This is a genomic window from Vibrio sp. OPT24, from assembly GCF_015163545.1.
GTDB lineage: Bacteria > Pseudomonadota > Gammaproteobacteria > Enterobacterales > Vibrionaceae > Vibrio > Vibrio cyclitrophicus.
In genome coordinates, this window is sequence record NZ_JADDYI010000020.1 from 125,096 (window position 1) to 146,260 (window position 21,165).

The following is a 21,165-nucleotide window of genomic DNA, read 5'->3' on the forward strand; positions in this document are numbered from 1 at the left end:
TTCAAGATACTCATATTTTCAGCGTCACAAAAACCCGCTTCAAGCCCAACAATTTAACATATGAAATCAGAGCATATAGATCGCGCACCAAACTCTCGACTATGCCTCAGTACTGTAGAGCATTCTCAATAGAAATAAAAAAGCCGCTTACTTTTCAGTAAGCGGCTTTGCAAAGTATTCAGCAATTCGGTTAGCACACCACTATGGGCGGTAAACCTTAACGTTATGGAAACCTTGCTCTTGTAGGTAAAGTGCCTGTAGACGGCTCATGACACCACGGTCACAGTACAGCAAATATTCTTTCGCTTGGTCTAGGTCGCCAAACTGAGTTGAAAGCTTGAAGAACGGGATGTGCTTAATTTCAACACCATCGATCTCTAGTGGGCTTTCGTCTTCCTCGTCTGGGCTGCGGATATCTAGAACGACAGCGTGCTCAGCAACGGCTTGAACTTGTTCAACTTCAGGAGCTTGCTCTTGACTCTCTTTCTCGATGTCACGGATATCCATAATACGAGCGTTCTCGATCACTTGATCCAGGACTTCAAAGTTAAACTTAGCTTCTTCCGCTTCTAGTTTACCTTTCTTCGCTTTCACTGTTGGCTTCTTAGAAATAACACCACAGTACTCTGGCATTACTTTCGCGAAGTCTTCAGTACCAATCTTACGAGACAGGTCGATAATGTCTTCTTTGTCCCAGTTGATAAGTGGACGAAGAATCAACGTATCGGTCACGTTGTCGATGTGGCGAAGGTTAGTTAGCGTTTGGCTAGAAACCTGGCCAAGCGCCTCACCGGTTACTAGCGCTTCAATACCCAAGCGTTCTGCAACCATACCACCAGCGCGCATGAACATACGCTTAAGAACCACGCCCATTTGGCCGTCTTCAACGTTCTCAAGAATCTCTGCGACTACAGGTTCAAAATCGATAGAGATGAACTTCACCTTGGCCGATGAGCCGTATTTGTCCCATAGATAGTGAGAAACTTGCTTAACGCCAATTTCGTGTGCTGGACCACCTAGGTTAAAGAAGCAGTAATGCACTTTCGAACCACGTTTGATGTGCAAGTAGCTTGAAACGCCAGAATCGAAACCGCCAGAGATCAAGCTTAGTAGGTCTTCTTGAGTACCTAGAGGGAAACCGCCTAGGCCTTTATGACGTTCAATCACTTGGTTTAGCTTGCCGTTCTCGACTTCAACCTTAACGGTAATATCTGGGTTTTTCAGTTTTACTTTTGCTGAGTCTACCGCTTGGTTTAGACCACCACCTACGTAACGCTCTAGCTCGATAGAGGTAAAATCATGTTTACCGCGACGCTTAGCTCGCACAGAGAAAGTCTTACCTTCAATAAGACCACGGCTGCGCTCAAGAACTTGCTCGTAAATATCGTGCAGGTCTTTAAATTCTGATTGCTGAACTTCAAGGGAGTGATGAATACCCGGAGTTTGCGTCAATACTTCGAGTGTTTCTTTAAAGTATTTGTCGCTCTCAGACGTCACTTCGATGTAGTCACGACGGTTGAAAACAGCCACAGACTCAGTACGACGCTGAAGAATAGTGCGAATATTACGTTCTAGAATCTTTGTGAAGCGCTTACGCACCGATTCACTTTTTACAAAAATTTCCGGGTGGGGCTTAACAATAAATTTCATAGTACTTTCACGCCAATAAGGTTCACAATTTTAATAGGTTCATCACCACGTAAAAGGTCATTTCACATAGTTATTGAAGCAATAGTAGATCAATATTAAATCTAAGGGCGCGGATTATACATGAGAAAAGGAAACAAGGAAAAGAGTGCGTGCTTTAGCGCCAGTAATAAATACGCACCTTATTAAAAATAGCATCTCTGTTCACCATCGTAGTGTCATAGGTACACAAATTTGAACTCAGTTAATCATGACGAATTAAAATAAAAAGCCCAACCTCATCATAAGGTTGGGCTTTCTAAATCATATGAGCACGCGATATTATTGAGTAACCACTGGAACTTCTTCGCTGTATAGTGGCTCGCCCTGCATGATGCTGATCTCTACGCGGCGGTTTAGGCTGCGTTGCCATTCCGTATCATTCGGCTCTACAGGCTCAGTATCAGCCATACCACGAACTCTCAAGCGTTGATGAGAGAACCCACGAACCTTCTCCATCTCTTGAGCAACAGATACGGCTCGCTGAGATGACAGATCCCAATTCGAGCGATACAGCTCAGAATCAAGCCTTTGGTTATCAGTGTGCCCTGAGATTCGAACAATACCCGGAACATCTTTCACCAGTTCAGCCACCTGTCTCACCAAAGGTCGGAACTTCGGCTGTAGGAAAGCAGAACCCGATGGGAATGCACCCTTCTCACGAATTCGAATCACAATCTGTTGGCCAAGGTTTTCCACCTCAATCGCGCCTTGGTCGATTTCTCGCTCCAACGCCTTCTTGATGCTTTCCATCAACGTTTCCATCTCTTGCGATTGAGCTTCAGCTTGTTGTTGCTGTTGGTCTGACTCAGAGTTTTGATTGTCATGAGTCGAAACCTCTGGCGACTTGCCTCCGGTCATCTTGCCTTGGTCACGCATGGTGCCGCCAGCACGCTCAGATTCACCTTCATGAAACTCCAGCGTCTGCTGAGTAATATCGATGGTTTGCTGCATGATCACATCAATCGGTGTTGGCTCTGGACGACCAGGGCGAAACTCTTGTGCAATGATGCTGGTCCCTTTCGGGATGTCTTTCACTTCTAAACGGTTTTGTACACCAAACGCAAACTTCATCGAGCCCGCGATCTGTTTGAACTTCAGTACGTCCATCTCAGAGAATGAGAGCAGCAGTACGAAGAAACACATCAGCAGTGACATCAAGTCAGCAAATGTCCCCATCCATTGAGGTAACCCCGGAGGAGGACATTTACATGGATTTTCTTCATCCATCTTCAATTCCTCTTACGCGGGTTCACCATCAATCGTGCGCTTACCTTCGTTTAGGTAGCTCTTCAGGTAACCATCGATAACACGTGGGTTCTGGCCATCTTGAATCGCTAAAACACCATCCATCACCAGACGACGGTTTAGTGTTTCTTGGTCACGACGCAGCGCAAGCTTGTCGGCAATAGGGAAGAACACCATGTTCGAAAGGATTGCACCATAAAGCGTAGTTAAGAGTGCAACCGCCATCGCAGGACCGATCGCTTTAGGATCATCCATGTTCGAAAGCATGGCTACCAGACCAACTAAGGTACCAATCATACCCATCGCAGGGGCAACATCACCGAATGCAGAGAACACTTTCGCGCCCTGCTCGTGACGTTCTGTCGTTAATGCGATGTCTTTTTGCAGTGCTGCACGCACCACATCACCATCATGGCCATCCACCAATAAGTCGATACCCTTTTGCATGAAACTGTTGCTGATTTCCATCTCTTCAAGTGCCAAGAAGCCACCTTTACGTGCAGCATCTGCCATCTCTACAACTTTAGCGATAAGATCTTCAGGCTCATCGGCTTTAAACATAAATGCTTTGCCGGCAATTTTAGTCGCACCAAAGAACTGTCCCATGGTGAACTTCATCAGAACAACAAACGTTGAACCACCCACCACGATCAAAATGGATGTCGTGTCATAGAACATCCCGAGGCTTCCACCTAGGATCATTGCCATGATTACAAAGGCAAATCCACCAATCAAACCTATTAGGGTTGCTAAATCCACTGAGCACTCCTCATGCTTTTTTGTAGCTCTACGTCGACGATAATCTTTTTATCGGCCAGACTATAAGATCTTTTAGTAAATTCTTGGCTTAAGTATCACACTTTTCGTTTTTGAGTCACTACTATTCGCAGACTTTACCCCTATACGTAGCGCATAAACTCGATAAAGCTAAGGTTATTCAATCAAAGTGAGTTCAAGCCCCTTAAAAACGAACTTTCTAGCAAAATTCCTTTGTTACATTTGACCATATCAGCGGCCTAGGGTAACGTTCGTTCATCTTTCCAAACGCAGATTTATTATGGCTACTAAGAAACCTGAAAATATGAGCTTTGAAGCGGCAATCGAAGAGCTTGATGGCTTGGTTGATCAACTAGAAAATGGTGATCTAGCTTTAGATGATGCGCTGAAAAAATTCGAACGAGGTATCTCCCTCGCTCGAGCCGGTCAAAGTAAACTAAACGATGCAGAACAACGCGTTAGCATCTTACTGCAAAACGATCAAAATGCAGAACTTAGCGACTTTAACCCACAACCTGAATAACAAATTGTATGAGATCCCCTATGATCGAGACGTTATTGTCTTATCAAGCACGTAATAACGAGCAACTGAACCTTTGGCTTGATCGCCTGCCACACCAAAATCAAAATCTTATCAACGCAATGCGTTATGGATTGCTTTTAGGCGGCAAACGTGCGCGTCCATTTCTTGTCTACATTACAGGGGAAATGCTCGGGTGCACGGCTGAAGAGCTCGATACTCCAGCTTCTGCAATCGAATGTATTCATGCCTACTCTCTGATTCACGACGACCTTCCGGCGATGGATGACGATGAACTGCGCCGTGGTCATCAGACTTGTCACATCAAATTTGATGAAGCGACCGCTATTTTAACTGGCGATGCACTACAAACTCTCGCGTTTACTATACTTGCGGAAGGCACGTTAAGTGCTGATGGGGAAAGCAATCGCGTTCGAATGATTCAACGCTTAGCTGAAGCCTCTGGTGCTCAAGGTATGTGTATTGGTCAGGCGCTTGATATTGAAGCCGAAAACCGCGCTGTTACGCTAGAAGAATTAGAAGAAGTTCACCGAAATAAAACGGGCGCTTTAATGAAGAGTGCCATTCGATTAGGTGCACTCGCTGCTGGTGAAAAAGCGTTAGAAGTAATGCCTCAATTAGATAGGTACGCAGATGCCATCGGGTTAGCCTTCCAAGTTCAAGATGATATTTTGGATATCACCAGCGACACGGAAACTTTGGGTAAGCCACAGGGTTCTGACCAAGAATTGAACAAAAGCACCTACCCTTCTTTGTTAGGTTTAGAGGGCGCTCAAGAAAAAGCGCAAACTCTGCTACAGGAAGCGCTTCAAGCTTTGGCTGCAATCCCATACAATACCCAGTCACTCGAAGAGTTCGCCCGATACGTCATCGAGCGCAAGAACTAAGACAATAAGCGCGCATTACCTATGACTCTTGATATATCAAAGTACCCAACTCTTGCTTTGGCTGATAAGCCAGAGGATTTGCGTCTACTTCCGAAAGAGACGCTAACACAGCTTTGTGATGAATTACGCACCTATCTTCTTAACTCAGTGAGCCAGTCAAGTGGCCACTTAGCGTCAGGCTTAGGTACAGTAGAGCTAACAGTGGCTCTGCACTATGTGTATAACACTCCTTTTGACCAATTGGTTTGGGATGTTGGCCACCAAGCATACCCGCACAAAATTCTTACTGGTCGTCGCGACCGCTTGTCGACTATTCGTCAAAAAGATGGATTGCACCCATTCCCATGGCGACAAGAGAGCGAATACGACACCCTTTCTGTTGGTCACTCTTCAACATCGATCAGTGCCGCACTTGGTATGGCGATCAGTGCTAAGAAGGAAGGTAAGGATCGTAAAGTTGTCAGTGTCATTGGTGATGGCGCGATTACCGCAGGTATGGCTTTCGAAGCCATGAACCATGCGGGTGATATTCACAATGACATGTTGGTTATCCTTAATGATAACGAGATGTCGATCTCTGAAAATGTAGGAGCTCTAAACAACCACCTAGCTCAAGTTCTTTCTGGCAGTCTTTACACGTCAATTCGTGAGGGTGGCAAGAAAGTGCTATCAGGCGTTCCGCCGATAAAAGAGTTGGTCCGTCGTACAGAAGAACATCTAAAAGGTATGGTTGTCCCTGGCACTATGTTTGAAGAGTTAGGTTTCAACTACATTGGTCCAATCGATGGTCACGATGTGAATGAGTTGATTAAAACGCTCAAGAACATGCGAGATCTTAAAGGTCCTCAGTTCTTACATATCATGACGAAGAAAGGCAAAGGCTACGAGCCAGCTGAGAAAGATCCAATTGGTTATCACGGCGTACCTAAATTCGACCCTGCACATTCAAGTCTGCCGAAGAGCACCAGCTCTAAACCAACTTTCTCTAAGATTTTTGGCGATTTCTTGTGTGATATGGCTGCTCAAGACCCTAAGCTAATGGCGATCACACCAGCAATGCGTGAAGGTTCTGGTATGGTTCGTTTCTCTAAAGAATACCCAGAGCAGTACTTTGATGTAGCGATTGCTGAGCAGCATGCTGTGACGCTAGCAACCGGTATGGCGATTGCAGGTGATAAGCCGATTGTCGCTATCTACTCGACTTTCCTACAACGTGGCTACGATCAACTGATCCACGATGTGGCTATCATGGATCTACCGGTTATGTTTGCTATTGACCGTGCGGGTCTTGTCGGTGCCGATGGTCAAACACACCAAGGTGCGTTCGATCTAAGCTTTATGCGCTGCATTCCAAACATGGTGATCATGGCACCAAGCGACGAAAACGAATGTCGCCAAATGCTTTACACTGGTCATCAGCACACAGGGCCAAGTGCCGTTCGTTACCCTCGCGGTAATGGTATGGGTACTGAGATTCAAAGTGAGTTTACCGCTCTTGAGATTGGTAAAGGTCGTATCGTTCGCGAAAGCGAAAAAGCAAAAGATGGCTCGAAAGTCGCAATCCTAAGCTTCGGTACTTTCCTGGAGAGTGCGCTTCAAACGGCTGACGCTATCGATGCGACGGTTACAGACATGCGCTTTGTGAAGCCACTCGATGAAACACTAATCAAACAACTTGCTGCTGACCACGATGTACTTGTGACAATCGAAGAAAACGCGATTGCAGGTGGTGCAGGCGCGGGGGTGATTGAATTCTTGATGCAAGAGAAGCTACTGATGCCAGTATTAAACCTTGGCTTACCAGACAAGTTTATTGCTCAAGGCACTCAAGGTGAACTGCACGAAGAGCTTGGCTTAGATGCCAAAGGTATAGAGAAGTCTATCTCTGACTACCTTGCTAAATAGCTTTCATTAGCAAGCAGCATAAGTAACAAAACAAAAAAGGTTGGCCCTAAGGCCAACCTTTTTTGTATCTGCTAACTCATTAACTATTCACTGTTTAGTTGTTAGTTATTAGCTATTGGCTATTGGCTATTGGCTATTAAACCAGCTTAGCAACATGGCTTAAGCACCGGTGCGTCATAGTTCTCTGGTTCATCAGAGTAGATAGCAACGTTGAAGTTCTCAACCAAGCCGGTTTCTTCAACACACTGCTCTTGGAAGAACTGTTGAATTTCACGACGTTGACAGTGTGCTTCGAATGCTTCGTTATCAGCCCAGATCTCATTGAATGCAATAGGGAAACTTTCACCTTCTGCAAATGGGCTGTTGATGTGACGAGTCACTGTATATTGAATACAACCGTCTTCACGCATTGTGTTTGGCTCTAGTGATTTCAGAACTTCAAACAACTCGTTCAATTTGCCTTTTTTAGGCTGGAATTGAGCAACACAGTAAACCTTCTTAGACATTGTTATTCCTTGTTTTTATCTATTATTGTTAGTGCTTTGAATATTAATTCTTAAACGAGCCAGCCAGCAAAATGAGCCACAGCATACAAGGCAACAGCCGCCATAATGCCCGCAACAATATCATCAATCATGATACCTAAGCCGCCATGTACTCGCTGATCTAACCAACCAATTGGCCAAGGTTTCACCATATCGAAAAAACGAAACAAGACAAAACCAGTGAACAGCCATTTCCAATCATCTGTAGGGATATTCAATAAAGGCACTAAGCCCATGGTGATCCAAAAACCTGCGAATTCATCCCACACGATAGAGCCGTGATCGTGCACTCTCATATCATCAGATGTCACTTGGCAAATTTTGATACCAATAATGCAGCTTACAACCACTACCGCAACATAAGCAGGAAAAGGGAGCTGAACCAATAATAGGTACAACGGAATCGACGCAAGCGTACCCATAGTTCCAGGAATAATCGGCGATAAGCCACTACCAAAACCGGTTGCCAATAAATGCCAAGGGTTTTTAAGAGAAATAAGAGAAAGTGGGTTTGTCATCAATTAGCCTTAAAGTGATCGTAACCAGTTAAGTTCCAACTTAGTGGTTCACCATTATTGTGTAGTTCAAAATATTCTACAGGTCTTATCTGGCCAATGCAGGTGACTTTTGTTCCTGTGTGCGACAAAGCACTTTCCAATGAACCTTTATTTTCTTCAGGCACAGTAAAGCAAAGTTCGTACTCTTCACCACTGGTCAGCGCATACTGCTGAGCTGAAGTAATATCACAAGCGAACTGACGTAACTCTGGAGAGAGGGGCAGCGTGCTTACATCAATACTCGCACCAACCTGAGAACGTTTGAGGATATGTTTTAAATCAGCAATAACACCATCAGAGATATCGATAGCCGATGAAGCAAGGTTAACTAGAGCTTGACCCGCCAATATTCGCGGAGTGCTCAGGTAGTGCCTCTCTTCAAGCTCTAGCGCATAAGGCTTCACTTTGTTCTTTTCGGGGTTCAGTAACACGTCTAACCCAGCTTTGCTGTCCCCTAGATTACCCGTCACGTAAATCCAGTCGCCCACTTTAGCGTTATCTCTGCGCAACGCTCGACCTTCTGGCACAAAGCCTTGTACAGTCAACGTCAAACTTAGCGGCCCTTTGGTTGTATCACCGCCGATTAGCTGAATACCAAAGTAGTCTGCAAGTTTGAAAAAGGAATCACAAAATGGGGCAAGCCATTCTTCATCGACTTCTGGCATAGTTAAAGCAAATGAAACCCAAGCAGGCGTCGCACCCATAGCGGCAAGGTCGCTAATGTTCGAAGCTAACGCTTTATGCGCCACCCATGCAGGATTCGCTTCGGCTAAAAAGTGCGTACCTGCAACTAAAGTGTCGGTGCTGATTGCGATCTCTACATTGCTTGGCGCTTTGACCAAAGCACAGTCATCGCCCGCTGCCAGATGTACGTCTTTACGTTGTGGTTGTCGATTTACAAAATATTTTTCAATCAGGTTAAACTCGCCAGACATCACATGCCCTATCTTTGGTCTTAATACAAATCACCGTAATTATACCAATCACCGTAAGTAAGTGTTCAAAATTAGCGTAGGGAAAAGGCTTGAGAACAAGGCAGCTCTTTTCGACAAGAAGTTTCGATAAGTAGTTATTCTACAATTAAAAATTGTAACGCAGTTATCGAGCGTTTTAGCAAGCTAGGGTGACCAGTTATTTACTACGATTGGTATTATTGATATTACAGAAGTTTAGTTACAAAAAAGGCCAGCATGAGAGCTGACCTTTATATTCAATATACGCACGTGTTATTTCTTACGAACGTGCGGCGCTGCTTTATCAAGCACACCGTTAACAAACTTATGGCTGTCTTCTGCTGCGAATACTTTCGCAAGCTCGATAGCTTCGTTGATAACCACTTTGTATGGTACATCTTCGCGACGAGTCATCTCGTACATAGCTAAACGTAGAAGCGCTAGTTCCATCAAATCCAGATCTTGCATAGGACGAGATACGAATGGACGCAGCTTGCTATCAAGTTCCATGTGGCTAAGAGCAACACCAGTTAGTAGGTCGCGGAAGTATGCAACGTCTGTTTCTGGCATAGCTAGAGCAGGTTCTGCGGCATGATGCTCTTCTTCATCATACTTACCACCAGATAAGAACTGTTCTTCAACGGTAGCAATATTTTCTTTAGTAATTTGCCAAGAATAAATTGCTTGTAGAGCAAATTGACGTGCGTTACGACGTGCGGCTGGTTTCACACTGGCCCCCATTAGGAATCGATTTCAGAAAGAACGTTGATCATCTCAAGTGCGCTAAGTGCTGCTTCTGCACCCTTATTACCAGCCTTGGTTCCTGCGCGTTCAATAGCTTGATCGATCGTATCAACAGTAAGAACACCAAACGCTACTGGAAGAGAAAATTCCAGAGACACTTGTGCCAAACCTTTATTACATTCACTACAAACATAGTCAAAGTGAGGTGTACCGCCACGGATTACTGTACCAAGAGATACAATCGCATCGAACTTACCCGTTTTTGCAACGCGCTGCGCTACAAGTGGAAGTTCTACTGCACCTGGGCAGCGAACAACAGTAATGTTGTCTTCGCTTACTTGTCCATGACGCTTTAAAGTATCGATTGCACCAGAAAGTAAACTTTCGTTAATAAAACTGTTGAAACGAGCAATAACGATAGCAATTTTTGCATTTGGCGCTGGGAAGCCACCCTCGATCACTTTCATAAGCCTTCCTTTAACTATTTTCATCAAGTGAGAATCGCCGGATTCTAGCACAAAACTGTGAGCAATATCTAATGCTAATTTAGCAGAGCAGACACCGGAGATGTAAAGATGATAGTGCAGCGTCGCTCCCAACCATATGGGAACAGCAAGAAGAAAAGCTCACTCGCAGATCACAGAGTAAATCAAGCTTCTCTACTTTGCTCTTTTGGCATGTTCAACAGCCAAAAGAGCAACTGAAATCATCGGTAAATTATGCCGCTAAAACGGAGAAACATGTGTTCACCGGCACATGATTTATTCGCAAACGTACTCAACAACGTTAAGACCAAAACCACCCAATGCGTGGTAACGCTTAGTGCTTGAAGAAAGCAGACGCATATCGTGAACGCCTAGGTCTTGAAGGATCTGAGAACCCACACCAACACGACGAGAAGTACCTTGCTTCTTGGCCATGGTTGGTTGTTCGTTCTTATCTTGCGCTTCAAATGTCTTCACTTTGTGAATCAAAGAGTCAGACGACTCTTCGTTGCCCAGAATAACTAACACACCGCCTTCGTCGCCAATGCGCTTCATTGCTTTATCTAGCGACCAGCTACGTTCCGTTCCACGGTCTGAATGAAGTAGATCGGTAAACGTGTCATGCAGGTGAACTCGTACTAGTGGAGCGCCTACAGACAAGTCGCCCTTTTGCATTGCGTAGTGGATCTGGTTATCAATCGTGTCACGGTAAGTCACAAGCTCAAAGTCACCAAACTCTGTTGGCAAATTGCATTGTGCTACACGTTCAATCGTCGTTTCCGTGTTGTTACGGTATTCAATCAAGTCAGCAATCGTACCCAACTTGATACCATGCTTTTCAGCAAACACTTCAAGGTCAGGACGACGTGCCATGGTGCCATCGTCATTTAGGATCTCAACAATAACCGAAGCTGGCTCACAACCCGCTAGGCGAGCTAGATCACAACCCGCTTCAGTATGGCCAGCGCGAGTTAATACACCACCTTCTTGAGCTGTCAGTGGGAAGATATGCCCGGGTTGAACAAGGTCAGCGGCTTTCGCATCTTTTGCCACAGCCGCTTGAACGGTAACGGCGCGATCTGATGCAGAAATCCCCGTAGTTACACCCTCAGCAGCTTCAATCGAAACCGTAAAGTTGGTTGTGTATTGAGCATTATTATCTTGAACCATAGGCGCTAGACCCATACGGTTTGAACGATCTTTGGTCAACGTTAGACAAATTAAGCCACGGCCGTACATCGCCATGAAGTTAATCGCTTCAGGCGTCACATGTTCTGCTGCCATGATTAGATCGCCTTCATTTTCGCGATCTTCATCATCCATCAGGATAACCATTTTTCCTAGGCGAATGTCTTCAATAATTTCTTGAGGAGTACTAATTGGCATTGTTCTATATCCTTTGAAATGGTTCTGCTTCCTAGAACCGACACTATTTAAACCTGATGATATTGCTCTGCTCTACAAAGCGGGGGTTAGCGCGCTTTGTACAAACTTTTAGGCAAAACCATTCTGCTGTAAGAATTCCATCGTCAATCGAAATTCAGGCTCAGACTCTTGCTGTTGGCCTTGCAGTAGGCGCTCCATGTAGCGCGCTAATACATCAACTTCTAGATTGACTTTACGGCCGACATTGAATTGATCGATGGTCGTTTCTGAAGAGGTGTGAGGAACGATAGTCAGCTTAAAGGCATTTTTGCGTAAATCGTTCACCGTTAGGCTAATACCATCAACAGTGACTGAACCTTTTTGAGCTACGTACTTTGAGATCTCTGCAGGCATTTCTACCCAGAACTCAATCGCACGACCGACTTGGTTACGCTCAACAATCTCACCCACGCCATCAACGTGACCCGATACAATATGACCACCGAAACGCGTGGTCGGTAGCATAGCTTTCTCTAGGTTGACCTTATCGCCAGCTTGGTAATCCACAAAACCCGTTTTTTTCAGGGTCTCAAGCGAAAGATCTGCACTGTAGCTGTGGTCGTTATACTCAACAACCGTCAAACAAACACCATTGGTCGCGATACTGTCGCCTAACTTAACGTCAGCCATATCAAGCTTACCAACATTAACCGTTACGGTGATGTCTTCTCCGCGGGGAGTGATTGCACTCAATGTACCTACGGCTTCTACAATTCCTGTAAACATTTTAAAACTCTTTTTGTTGTCAACGACATGTATTTGGTTAGTAGAACTATTTCCACTATGGTTTCGTTACTATCGGTTTCGAAATACGGGTTTCGCTACGATGCGAATATCCACACCAACCTGTCGAACATCTTTAATTTCTAGGTCAATCACATCAGACATTGAAGTGAGCCCTAATGCGCCCATCAAACCTCGTCCGTCACTGCCCATAAGTTTAGGCGCTAAATAGAGGATTAGCTCATCCACTAACTGTGCTTCAATCAAGCTTTTTGCCAATGTCGCGCCCGCTTCGACCCAAATATGATCAATATGGTTCGCTGGCAATTGACGCATCAAATCGTGTAAATCAAGCTGACCAGCATCCGTTGTTCCGACCTCAATATCAGCAGAGGTTTCAGCAACTCTCAATACCGAAGTTGGAGTCTGGAATAACTTGAGCTCAGGATGCAGTTGATTTTGGCGATCAAGGATCACGCGAATCGGCTGACGCAGCTCGTCTTCAACGTAATTTATTTTGGTACTGCTTGGCAATTCTGCCCAACGAACATTCAGCGACGCGTTGTCTTCAATCACCGTTTGGCTGGTTGATAACACCGCGCCTGATTTGGCTCGGTAGTTCTGAACGTCACGACGCGCTTCTGACGACGTGATCCACTGGCTTTGACCATTTTCCAATGCCGTTTGGCCATCTAGGCTAGCCGCCATCTTTAACTGTACGAATGGCATGCCCGTTTGCATACGCTTGATAAATGCAGGATTTAAATCGAGAGCATCTTGCTCTAACAAGCCTATCTCAACCTCAATACCCGCATCACGTAGCATCTTAATACCACGGCCCGCAACTTTAGGGTTTGGGTCCTGCATGGCGCAAATCACTTTTGAAACTTGAGCCTTAATCAAACCTTCCGCACAAGGCGGCGTTCGACCATAATGCGAACAAGGTTCTAGCGTAACGTAAGCCGTTGCACCTTTTGCCTTATCACCCGCCATTCGCATAGCGTGCACTTCAGCATGAGGTTCGCCCGCTTTGGCATGAAAACCTTCACCAACGATCTGACCATCGGCTTGTACGATGACACAGCCTACATTTGGGTTTGGCGCAGTGGTGTAAATGCCGCGTTTCGCTAATTGAATAGCGCGCGACATCATTTGAAAATCTAGGGGAGTAAAATTAGACATAACTGAGGGGTTAGTCCTCTAATTTAGCGATTTCTTCGCCAAACTCTCGGATGTCTTCAAAGCTGCGGTAAACAGAGGCAAAACGGATGTACGCCACTTTATCCAATTCTTTCAATTGGCCCATCACAAGATTACCAATCATCTCGCTTGGTACTTCACGCTCACCAGTTGCACGGAGTTGTGACTTAATCGTACTGATCGCAAGTTCGATCGCATCAGCACTCACTGGGCGTTTTTCTAGGGCACGCTGAACACCACCTACCATTTTATCTTCATTAAATGGTTCGCGGTTTCCATTCGACTTAATGACTTTAGGCATCACAAGCTCTGCCGATTCGAAAGTAGTAAAACGTTCACTACATGCAAGGCATTGACGGCGACGACGAACCTGATGGCCATCGGCTACCAGTCTTGAATCGATTACTTTAGTGTCGTTCTCTGAACAAAAAGGACAATGCATATCACCTCCAAATAATTGAATATCAGTGTAACGGAATTGCCAAACGTTAGGAAAGAAAAAGGGCCAATTAAGGCCCTTTTGTGTGGTGATTCATTGATTATTGCTACTCGATCGTCATTTCAAAAATGAGCTGATGAGTAAAATTAACGACCAGCGTTAACCGCGAACTAAATAGTTCGCTTTGCCTACCCATTTGTAGCTTGTCAGCTCTTCTAAACCCATTGGGCCACGAGCATGCAATTTCTGAGTAGACACTGCTACTTCAGCACCCAGACCAAACTGTGCGCCATCAGTAAAACGTGTTGATGCATTCACATAAACCGCCGCAGAACCGACTGAGTTAATAAAGCGCTCTGAGCTTTCTAGACTATTCGTCATGATCGCGTCTGAGTGGCTCGCATTGTGGACGCGCATGTGGTCAATCGCTTCTGCCACATCCGCGACGACTTTCACGCCTAACGTATAGCTTAACCATTCAGTGTCAAAGTCGCCTTCAACCGCATCACGTTGGTCTTCAAAACCCGCTAGCAGCGATTTTGCACTAGTGTCAGCAACCAAAGTAACCTTGCCGGCTAAACGCTGTGTTAGCTGCGCTAAGAAAGCTTCAGCAACCGCTTCGTGCACTAATAATGTATCTAGCGAGTTACAGGCAGATGGGCGTTGAACTTTAGAGTTTTCAACAACATCAACGGATTTCTCAAGGTCAGCGCTTTCATCAACAAAAATATGGCTGATACCGAAACCACCGATGATCACTGGAATCGTGCTGTTCTCTTTACACATCTTGTGCAAGCCAGCGCCGCCGCGAGGAATGATCATATCCACGTAATCATCCAGTTTAAGCAGTTGAGAAACGAGCTCACGATCAGGTTTTTCGATGTACTGAACTGAAGCGGCTGGAAGCTCCGCTTTCTCTAATGCAGACTGGATAACGTTAACCAGCTCCATGTTTGAGAAGAATGTCTCTTTACCACCACGTAAGATACTTGCGTTACCTGTTTTTAGACACAGTGCCGCAATATCGATAGTTACGTTTGGACGCGCTTCGTAAATAACACCAACCACGCCAAGTGGTACACGACGACGAGACAGTGACATACCGTTTTCCAGTACCTTACTGTCCATTTCGCTGCCAACTGGATCATTCAGGCTAATTACGTTACGTACATCGTTAGCGATACCTGTTAGACGCTCTTCATTCAGCAATAGACGATCAAGCAATGCGTCAGTTAAACCCGCTTCACGACCAAGTTCGATGTCTTTTGCGTTCGCTTCTAAAATCGTTGCTGCGTTTGCTTCTAACTCATCAGCGATGATCGCCAATGCCTTGTTCTTTTGCGCCGTTGAAGCGGTCGCTAGGTGGAAAGCAGCGTCTTTTGCTGCGATACCCATGTTAGTTAAATCCACGTTTAACTCTCCCTAAGTTCTGTCTGTCTTTGGATGTAAAAAGGCGCTTTACGATTATGTATATTCGCAGTGCATCGCCTTATCATCACGAGCTACTCTTGAATCACTACCATGTCATCACGGTGAATAACTTCTGATCCGTAGTCATAACCCAGTATCTCACCAATATCTTTACTGTGTTTACCTGCGATTTTCGCTAAGTCTTGGCTCGAGTAGCTAGCGATACCACGCGCCACTACCTTGCCTTTGATGTCTGTAACTTGGGTAACTTCACCACGAGAAAACTCGCCTTGAACTCGAATGACCCCTTTCGCCAACAGGCTGCTACCTTTAGTGTTCACAGCATTAACGGCGCCATCATCAACCACAATATCACCGGCAGATGCAGGGCCAGCTAAAATCCAGCGTTTGCGGTTTTCAAGCGCTTCTTCTAGAGGCAAAAAACGAGTACCTTGTGGATTGTCACTCAACGAGTCAAACACCACATTTTCAGCACTACCCGCCGCAATAATCACTTCAATACCGGCACGACGAGCAATATCAGCCGCCTGCAGTTTAGTCGCCATACCGCCGGTACCTAACGTAGTACCACTTCCGCCTGCGATCTTGCGTAATGTGTCATCAATAGTTTTCACTTCTTTGATGAGCTCTGCATTCGGATCTTTGCGAGGGTCTGCCGTAAATAGGCCTTTTTGATCGGTTAATAGCAGAAGCTTATCGGCTCCACATAAAATACCAACCAGTGCCGACAAGTTATCGTTGTCGCCCACTTTAATTTCGTTAGTTGCTACTGCATCGTTTTCATTAACCACCGGAATAATATCGTGTTCAACGAGTGCGTTGATCGTGTCGCGAGCATTAAGAAAACGCTCGCGATCATCGAGATCAGCACGAGTCAGTAGCATCTGGCCAATTTTAAGGCCATAGATAGCAAACAAAGACTCCCAAACTTGAATCAACTGGCTTTGCCCAACTGCCGCAAGCAATTGTTTGCTCGCCATCGAGTTGGGAAGTGCGGGGTAACTAAGGTGCTCACGCCCAGCAGCAATTGCGCCAGACGAAACCATAACCACAGAATGGCCTTGTTTTTTTAATTCAGCACATTGACGAACCAGCTCAACCATGTGAGCACGATCTAATGCCAATGTTCCACCAGTTAAGACACTGGTACCCAGTTTAACAACGACAGTTTTACTCTGTGTTGTTGTCCCGCTTTGATGATTTGTTGTCATGAAGTCTTTTATAGATAAAACAAATAAGAGGTGATGTTTTAGCAATCAACAGGGGAATTCACAAGCAGAAAAGGTGCGAAATCGCACCTTTTTACTTTATAGAGAAGAGTAACCTTTAAAATCAGACGAATTCGACAGACTCTTCGTCGAATTGAACGCTGATTTCAAACTTATTTTGAAGTTCGTCAACCAGCTTTTGGTGGAAAGCTTCTTGAGTGCGAGACACTTCAGCTACCGCCTTCTTCGGCAATGGTAAGCAATCCCAATTGCCATCGATGTTGTACTTGCCGATGTTGTATTTCGCCGAATATCCCTCTTCCGACTTATCCAACTCTAACCACCAACCCCAAAACTCACGTTCTTCTGGTGATTTTTTATCGTTCACACACACAGATAAACAATCAAAAATATAATGACCTTCTTCTGATTGTGGTTCTCTTAAGTAAGGCCCAATCGCCTTTAAAACATTCAACAAACGATAATGCGTAGGTTGTTGTGTCACTTCTGACATATTGAATCTCCATTTTCAATGTTAAGAATGACGTTACTCAGACTGCAATACGTAGAAAGTACGCAATTGGATTTTATAAATTACCTCTGAGTATCAGGTACTTAGTTTGTACACTTTTCATGCTTAACTAATTTAGGAGAAATGTCATCTAAATAATTCATCCTCAAGCCATTTTATCGCCAATTCGAGGGATTGCTCATAACCCTGTGTAATTGATTTAGCTTTGATTTTCTTCGCTTTGCCGTAATCACTGTAAATAGCAACCAGTTGATTATCCATTGGTGGTGAAACAGGGTCTCCTTCTAAGGCTAGTGCCAAGATAGGAACGCTGGTTTTACTGTTCGACAGCAAGCCTTGTACCTTGAGTGACCAAGCCATCAGTTGCCCAGAAAGACTATTGATATCTACCGCACCTTTACCGAGACGCGAAGCTAACACATCTAAATGCATTTTAGGCATCTGTTTCAATTTGTCTGCATGAACAAAGATATCGTGAATTGGCGCGCCTAAAGAGATACACGCTTTGAGCTTATGTTGCTCTAGGAAAGATAATCTCACCATCGCATTGCCACCAAAACGGAAGCCAAACAAGCCGACCTTGTAGTGATCGACCCATGGGATGTTAGGCAGTTCATTGAGCACAGCTTGGTGAAGGCAAGACGAGTCTTCAGTTAAAGGCCAATGCGCACTGTGCCCTATCGACGGCATATCGACCGTCAACATAGCAATGTTTTTAGGGGCTAGGTAATCTCTAAACAAGCGCCACATATCGGTTTGCAAACTGTCTAGTCCAGCGCTCACAATCACAACAGGCTGAGGTTTATCTGTTTTGGTGAGATGTAAGTTCGCCTTAATTTTCTTATTCTGATACGGCACTTCAAGTTGCTTAACGATCAGCTTGGTATGCTTGATGGCTTCAGAATAAGCCGCGTTCGCCAGCACTTGAGCCTGAGCTGCCAAATTGTCGTTCTTGAGATGTGGGTAACCCGCTATGCTAAAACATAACGATGCTGAAAACAGCTCTTCAGCCATCTCTTCACCGTTCTTTTCATTAGAGCGATTTTGATGCTGCATACCAAGCTTAGTCCACTCGTATGCCCAGTTACCGCTGCGATAACCCATGACGGTATCTAACCACTCGTCCGTCGTGCGAGAATTATCTGACGACGCAATTCGAGCTAACACCGCTTCTTGCTCTATTGGGTTAACGCCTTGCCATACCCACTGAAGACGCCTTAAATTTCGATACCATGATGAATTTTGCTGTTTACGCTTCTCATCCAATAGCTCTTCTGAGCTTGGCATGTAGCGCGTCAGCATTGAGGTTTCTTTAGCCTGCTTATGCTTTACAAACAAGGTTTCCGAAAGGTTCGAGCTCGTTTCTTCTGATTCAGACATAGGGACACTTAATAAGAAATGGTTGTCACTAATAATATAAAAAAAAATGACCCTATAAAGGGTCATTTCTCAAAAAACTAAGTTTACGCTTATTTTGACTTGCGATTTACTGGCTCAACGAAGCTTAAGCTAGTATCCCAAGGCTGCTCAATCCAAGTGTCTTGAGCGATATCAACGATGTACTCATCTAGTAAATGTGCGCCAGATGGTTTTGCACAAACTGCGATTAGTTTCGCTTTCGGGTACATTTCGCGAAGTTTACGTGCAGTGTCACCACTATCAACAAGGTCTTCAACGATAAGGAAGCCTTCGCCGTCACCCTCAGGTGCTTTAACTACCGTCATATCACGTTGGTGATCGTGGTCGTAGCTAGAAATACAAATCGTATCTACGTGACGAATACCTAGCTCACGGGCCAAGATTGCACCAGGAACTAAGCCACCACGGCTTACTGCCCAGATGCCTTTCCACTGTTCTGCTGGCATTTGCTTTTCTGCTAGTTGGCGGCAGTAAGTCTGCATGTTGTCCCAAGTGATAACGAATTTGTTGCTCATAGTATAAAACCTAATAATTTTGTCATGTTATTAGAGGCTATGCGAAACATAGCCTCTTCAACGATTAAGCAGAAATCTAGACGATTAAGCGAAAATATATTTAAGAATAAAGATAGCCGACATTACCCACACTGCAGGTGAAACATCACGACCTTTACCACTTAGCAGCTTAATTGCAGCGTAAGCGATGAAACCTAGTGAGATACCCTCAGCAATAGAGTACGTCAGCGGCATTAGCAAACATGTTACCACGACTGGTGCAGCTTCCGTAAGATCACGCCAATCAATGCCAACTAGACCAGACATCATTAGAATTGCTACATAAAACAGTGCACCAGATGTTGCGTAAGCCGGGATCATGCCTGCAAGCGGCGAGAAGAAAAGAGCCAGTAAGAATAAGATACCAACAACAACTGCTGTTAGGCCGGTACGACCACCCTCAGCAACACCAGCAACACTTTCTACGTAAGAGGTTGTGTTTGATGTACCTAATAATGCACCGATAGACGTTGCTGTAGAGTCAGCGAGTAGTGCTTTATTCAAGCGTGGTAGTTTGCCGTCTTCTTTAATTAGGTTTGCTTTTGTTGCAACACCAACCAAAGTACCGGCAGTATCGAATAAATCGACAAACAAGAATGCAAATACCACTGAAATCATACCGATTTCGAATACAGCAGAGAAATCAAGCTGCATGAATGTAGGTGCTAGGCTTGGCGGTGTAGACATGATACCGCCATATTGAACGTCGCCAATTGCGATACCAATCGCTGTGATTGCTAAAATAGCAATCATTACTGCGCCTTTAACACCACGATGAACGAGAGCAATAGTAAGGAAAAAACCCAGTGCGCCTAGAATAGGAGCAACCGCGGTAATATCGCCCAGTGAAACCTTAGTTGCTGGGTTAGAAACCACGATGCCAGCATTGCTAAGTGCAATGAACGCTAAGAAAAGGCCGATACCTGCAGAGATACCAACACGCAGAGACATAGGGATCGAGTTAATAATCCATTCACGAATCTTAAAGATACTTAAGAAAATGAAGATTACGCCTGATACGAAAACTGCTGCCAGAGCAACTTGCCACGTATAACCCATACCCATTACAACAGCGTAGGTAAAGAATGCGTTCAACCCCATGCCTGGAGCTTGAGCAATTGGGTAGTTAGCAACAAAGCCCATAATGAAACAGCCAATAGCAGCCGCTAAACAGGTTGCTACAAATACAGCGCCATGGTCCATCCCAGCGTCAGCTAGAATCATTGGGTTTACAAAAATGATGTAAGCCATTGTTAGGAAGGTTGTTAGACCTGCGATGATTTCAGTGCGCACATTGGTGCCATTTTCACTGAGTTTGAATAGCTTTTCGAACATTATCGAATCCTATAAGGGTAAAAAGTAAACGGTTGCGTAATCGATTGGCTGTGGATTATAAAGTTATCAAATAACAAATTCCAGATAGAATTAAGGCTCTAATTAATATTTATCAGAATGACGTATGAAACAAAGTGATTAAAAAAATAAACTGAATAATTAAATAATCATTAAAAACAAAGATTTAAAACAAAAAAAACAACAATTATACTTGATTACTTTTTCGACCATCGATTATTTTCATTGAGAATCTAGCCATCAAATTCTCAAATGAAACCCACAAGAGTTGTGTATTTTTCAACAGGATTCGTAATAAGGCGTGAATTGATCGTTTGGCGTTTAAAAAATAACCGCAACGAATGACAGAGAAATAATGAATGAATGAAAGTGGTTGGGAACAAGATAGGCGATAAAGTAGCAGGCAAAAAAAACGCCACTCAAAAATGAGTGGCGGTAGAATCAGTCAACCAAAGGGTTGTAAAAGAATTCCAATATATAGGGGTGAACAAACTGTTCAAGTTACAAGCAGCTGGTATTAGTAACCAAAGCTTGTTGGGTATGCAAAGTTGCT

21 protein-coding genes are annotated in these 21,165 nt (G+C 44.6%); 3 read left to right on the forward strand and 18 right to left on the reverse strand.

The features are described 5' to 3' along the window. Positions 1–201 precede the first annotated feature (201 nt). The 3 genes from thiI to pomA all read right to left on the reverse strand — a co-directional run bounded on the left by thiI (position 202) and on the right by pomA (position 3,693). Positions 202–1,650: a tRNA uracil 4-sulfurtransferase ThiI gene (gene thiI / locus IQO02_RS06285; RefSeq protein WP_016767601.1), complete on the reverse strand. Its 1,449-nt coding sequence runs from the start codon at positions 1,648–1,650 to the stop codon at positions 202–204. 318 nt (positions 1,651–1,968) lie between these two features. After that, positions 1,969–2,916 (reverse strand): flagellar motor protein MotB, encoded by a 948-nt coding sequence (locus IQO02_RS06290; protein ID WP_016767602.1) that lies wholly within the window; start codon positions 2,914–2,916, stop codon positions 1,969–1,971. Between the two features lie 12 nt (positions 2,917–2,928). Then, positions 2,929–3,693, reverse strand: a complete 765-nt coding sequence (gene pomA / locus IQO02_RS06295) for a flagellar motor protein PomA (RefSeq protein ID WP_004734406.1) — start codon at positions 3,691–3,693, stop codon at positions 2,929–2,931. Between the two features lie 298 nt (positions 3,694–3,991). Here pomA and xseB point away from each other — a divergent pair, with 298 nt between their 5' ends. The 3 genes from xseB to dxs are packed head-to-tail and all read left to right on the forward strand — an operon-like array spanning position 3,992 to position 7,044. Beyond that, on the forward strand, positions 3,992–4,234 hold the full coding sequence (gene xseB / locus IQO02_RS06300; RefSeq protein WP_010436379.1) for an exodeoxyribonuclease VII small subunit: 243 nt from the start codon (positions 3,992–3,994) through the stop codon (positions 4,232–4,234). A 20-nt stretch (positions 4,235–4,254) separates the two neighbouring features. Continuing rightward, the gene (gene ispA, locus IQO02_RS06305) at positions 4,255–5,139 is read left to right on the forward strand and encodes a (2E,6E)-farnesyl diphosphate synthase (protein WP_010436376.1); all 885 of its coding nucleotides are present in this window, start codon (positions 4,255–4,257) and stop codon (positions 5,137–5,139) included. Positions 5,140–5,160: 21 nt separating this feature from the next. Further along, positions 5,161–7,044: a 1-deoxy-D-xylulose-5-phosphate synthase gene (gene dxs / locus IQO02_RS06310; protein ID WP_016767604.1), complete on the forward strand. Its 1,884-nt coding sequence runs from the start codon at positions 5,161–5,163 to the stop codon at positions 7,042–7,044. Between the two features lie 146 nt (positions 7,045–7,190). Here the strand turns inward: dxs and IQO02_RS06315 are convergent, their stop codons facing one another. The 15 genes from IQO02_RS06315 to IQO02_RS06385 form a co-directional block, all read right to left on the reverse strand. Then, positions 7,191–7,550, reverse strand: coding sequence for a putative quinol monooxygenase (locus tag IQO02_RS06315; RefSeq protein ID WP_016767605.1), 360 nt, complete (start codon positions 7,548–7,550; stop codon positions 7,191–7,193). Between the two features lie 50 nt (positions 7,551–7,600). Further along, positions 7,601–8,107, reverse strand: coding sequence for a phosphatidylglycerophosphatase A (gene pgpA / locus IQO02_RS06320; protein WP_016789375.1), 507 nt, complete (start codon positions 8,105–8,107; stop codon positions 7,601–7,603). Continuing rightward, positions 8,107–9,081, reverse strand: a complete 975-nt coding sequence (gene thiL, locus IQO02_RS06325; protein ID WP_010436366.1) for a thiamine-phosphate kinase — start codon at positions 9,079–9,081, stop codon at positions 8,107–8,109. The genes pgpA and thiL overlap by 1 nt, the downstream gene beginning before the upstream one ends. A gap of 291 nt (positions 9,082–9,372) precedes the next feature. Beyond that, positions 9,373–9,840: a transcription antitermination factor NusB gene (gene nusB / locus IQO02_RS06330; protein WP_004734399.1), complete on the reverse strand. Its 468-nt coding sequence runs from the start codon at positions 9,838–9,840 to the stop codon at positions 9,373–9,375. After that, on the reverse strand, positions 9,840–10,310 hold the full coding sequence (gene ribE, locus IQO02_RS06335) for a 6,7-dimethyl-8-ribityllumazine synthase (protein ID WP_004734398.1): 471 nt from the start codon (positions 10,308–10,310) through the stop codon (positions 9,840–9,842). The genes nusB and ribE overlap by 1 nt, the downstream gene beginning before the upstream one ends. A gap of 294 nt (positions 10,311–10,604) precedes the next feature. Next, a complete protein-coding gene (ribBA, locus tag IQO02_RS06340) occupies positions 10,605–11,714 on the reverse strand; it encodes a bifunctional 3,4-dihydroxy-2-butanone-4-phosphate synthase/GTP cyclohydrolase II (protein ID WP_193838515.1) in 1,110 nt (369 codons plus the stop codon). A gap of 108 nt (positions 11,715–11,822) precedes the next feature. After that, positions 11,823–12,479 carry a riboflavin synthase gene (locus IQO02_RS06345; protein WP_102282763.1) on the reverse strand — a complete coding sequence of 219 codons (657 nt, stop codon included), beginning with the start codon at positions 12,477–12,479 and terminating at the stop codon, positions 11,823–11,825. A gap of 69 nt (positions 12,480–12,548) precedes the next feature. Beyond that, positions 12,549–13,628, reverse strand: a complete 1,080-nt coding sequence (ribD, locus tag IQO02_RS06350) for a bifunctional diaminohydroxyphosphoribosylaminopyrimidine deaminase/5-amino-6-(5-phosphoribosylamino)uracil reductase RibD (RefSeq protein WP_016787767.1) — start codon at positions 13,626–13,628, stop codon at positions 12,549–12,551. A gap of 40 nt (positions 13,629–13,668) precedes the next feature. Beyond that, entirely contained in the window at positions 13,669–14,118 is a 450-nt protein-coding gene (nrdR, locus tag IQO02_RS06355; RefSeq protein WP_004734394.1) for a transcriptional regulator NrdR, read from the reverse strand. A gap of 156 nt (positions 14,119–14,274) precedes the next feature. Continuing rightward, positions 14,275–15,525 (reverse strand): glutamate-5-semialdehyde dehydrogenase, encoded by a 1,251-nt coding sequence (locus tag IQO02_RS06360; protein WP_016789374.1) that lies wholly within the window; start codon positions 15,523–15,525, stop codon positions 14,275–14,277. A gap of 92 nt (positions 15,526–15,617) precedes the next feature. Next, on the reverse strand, positions 15,618–16,802 hold the full coding sequence (gene proB / locus IQO02_RS06365) for a glutamate 5-kinase (protein ID WP_171343695.1): 1,185 nt from the start codon (positions 16,800–16,802) through the stop codon (positions 15,618–15,620). 76 nt (positions 16,803–16,878) lie between these two features. Then, on the reverse strand, positions 16,879–17,268 hold the full coding sequence (crl, locus tag IQO02_RS06370) for a sigma factor-binding protein Crl (RefSeq protein ID WP_010436351.1): 390 nt from the start codon (positions 17,266–17,268) through the stop codon (positions 16,879–16,881). Between the two features lie 144 nt (positions 17,269–17,412). After that, the gene (gene frsA / locus IQO02_RS06375; RefSeq protein ID WP_016790435.1) at positions 17,413–18,666 is read right to left on the reverse strand and encodes an esterase FrsA; all 1,254 of its coding nucleotides are present in this window, start codon (positions 18,664–18,666) and stop codon (positions 17,413–17,415) included. A gap of 89 nt (positions 18,667–18,755) precedes the next feature. Next, positions 18,756–19,220 (reverse strand): oxytetracycline resistance phosphoribosyltransferase domain-containing protein Tet(34), encoded by a 465-nt coding sequence (tet(34), locus tag IQO02_RS06380; protein WP_010436346.1) that lies wholly within the window; start codon positions 19,218–19,220, stop codon positions 18,756–18,758. Between the two features lie 84 nt (positions 19,221–19,304). Continuing rightward, complete coding sequence (locus IQO02_RS06385) at positions 19,305–20,594, reverse strand: NCS2 family permease (protein WP_010436344.1); 1,290 nt, start codon at positions 20,592–20,594, stop codon at positions 19,305–19,307. Positions 20,595–21,165 lie beyond the last annotated feature (571 nt).

What these genes read in the sequence shown, in the direction of transcription:
- dxs (WP_016767604.1), top strand. Translation starts at nt 5,161, where the DNA reads ATGACTCTTGATATATCAAAGTACCCAACTCTTGCTTTGGCTGATAAG.
- ispA (WP_010436376.1), top strand. Translation starts at nt 4,255, where the DNA reads ATGATCGAGACGTTATTGTCTTATCAAGCACGTAATAACGAGCAACTG.
- thiI (WP_016767601.1), bottom strand. Translation starts at nt 1,650, where the DNA reads ATGAAATTTATTGTTAAGCCCCACCCGGAAATTTTTGTAAAAAGTGAA.
- nusB (WP_004734399.1), bottom strand. Translation starts at nt 9,840, where the DNA reads ATGGGGGCCAGTGTGAAACCAGCCGCACGTCGTAACGCACGTCAATTT.
- pgpA (WP_016789375.1), bottom strand. Translation starts at nt 8,107, where the DNA reads ATGACAAACCCACTTTCTCTTATTTCTCTTAAAAACCCTTGGCATTTA.
- IQO02_RS06315 (WP_016767605.1), bottom strand. Translation starts at nt 7,550, where the DNA reads ATGTCTAAGAAGGTTTACTGTGTTGCTCAATTCCAGCCTAAAAAAGGC.
- IQO02_RS06385 (WP_010436344.1), bottom strand. Translation starts at nt 20,594, where the DNA reads ATGTTCGAAAAGCTATTCAAACTCAGTGAAAATGGCACCAATGTGCGC.
- xseB (WP_010436379.1), top strand. Translation starts at nt 3,992, where the DNA reads ATGGCTACTAAGAAACCTGAAAATATGAGCTTTGAAGCGGCAATCGAA.
- nrdR (WP_004734394.1), bottom strand. Translation starts at nt 14,118, where the DNA reads ATGCATTGTCCTTTTTGTTCAGAGAACGACACTAAAGTAATCGATTCA.
- thiL (WP_010436366.1), bottom strand. Translation starts at nt 9,081, where the DNA reads ATGTCTGGCGAGTTTAACCTGATTGAAAAATATTTTGTAAATCGACAA.
- crl (WP_010436351.1), bottom strand. Translation starts at nt 17,268, where the DNA reads ATGTCAGAAGTGACACAACAACCTACGCATTATCGTTTGTTGAATGTT.
- ribBA (WP_193838515.1), bottom strand. Translation starts at nt 11,714, where the DNA reads ATGCCAATTAGTACTCCTCAAGAAATTATTGAAGACATTCGCCTAGGA.
- frsA (WP_016790435.1), bottom strand. Translation starts at nt 18,666, where the DNA reads ATGTCTGAATCAGAAGAAACGAGCTCGAACCTTTCGGAAACCTTGTTT.
- IQO02_RS06345 (WP_102282763.1), bottom strand. Translation starts at nt 12,479, where the DNA reads ATGTTTACAGGAATTGTAGAAGCCGTAGGTACATTGAGTGCAATCACT.
- ribD (WP_016787767.1), bottom strand. Translation starts at nt 13,628, where the DNA reads ATGATGTCGCGCGCTATTCAATTAGCGAAACGCGGCATTTACACCACT.
- ribE (WP_004734398.1), bottom strand. Translation starts at nt 10,310, where the DNA reads ATGAAAGTGATCGAGGGTGGCTTCCCAGCGCCAAATGCAAAAATTGCT.
- IQO02_RS06290 (WP_016767602.1), bottom strand. Translation starts at nt 2,916, where the DNA reads ATGGATGAAGAAAATCCATGTAAATGTCCTCCTCCGGGGTTACCTCAA.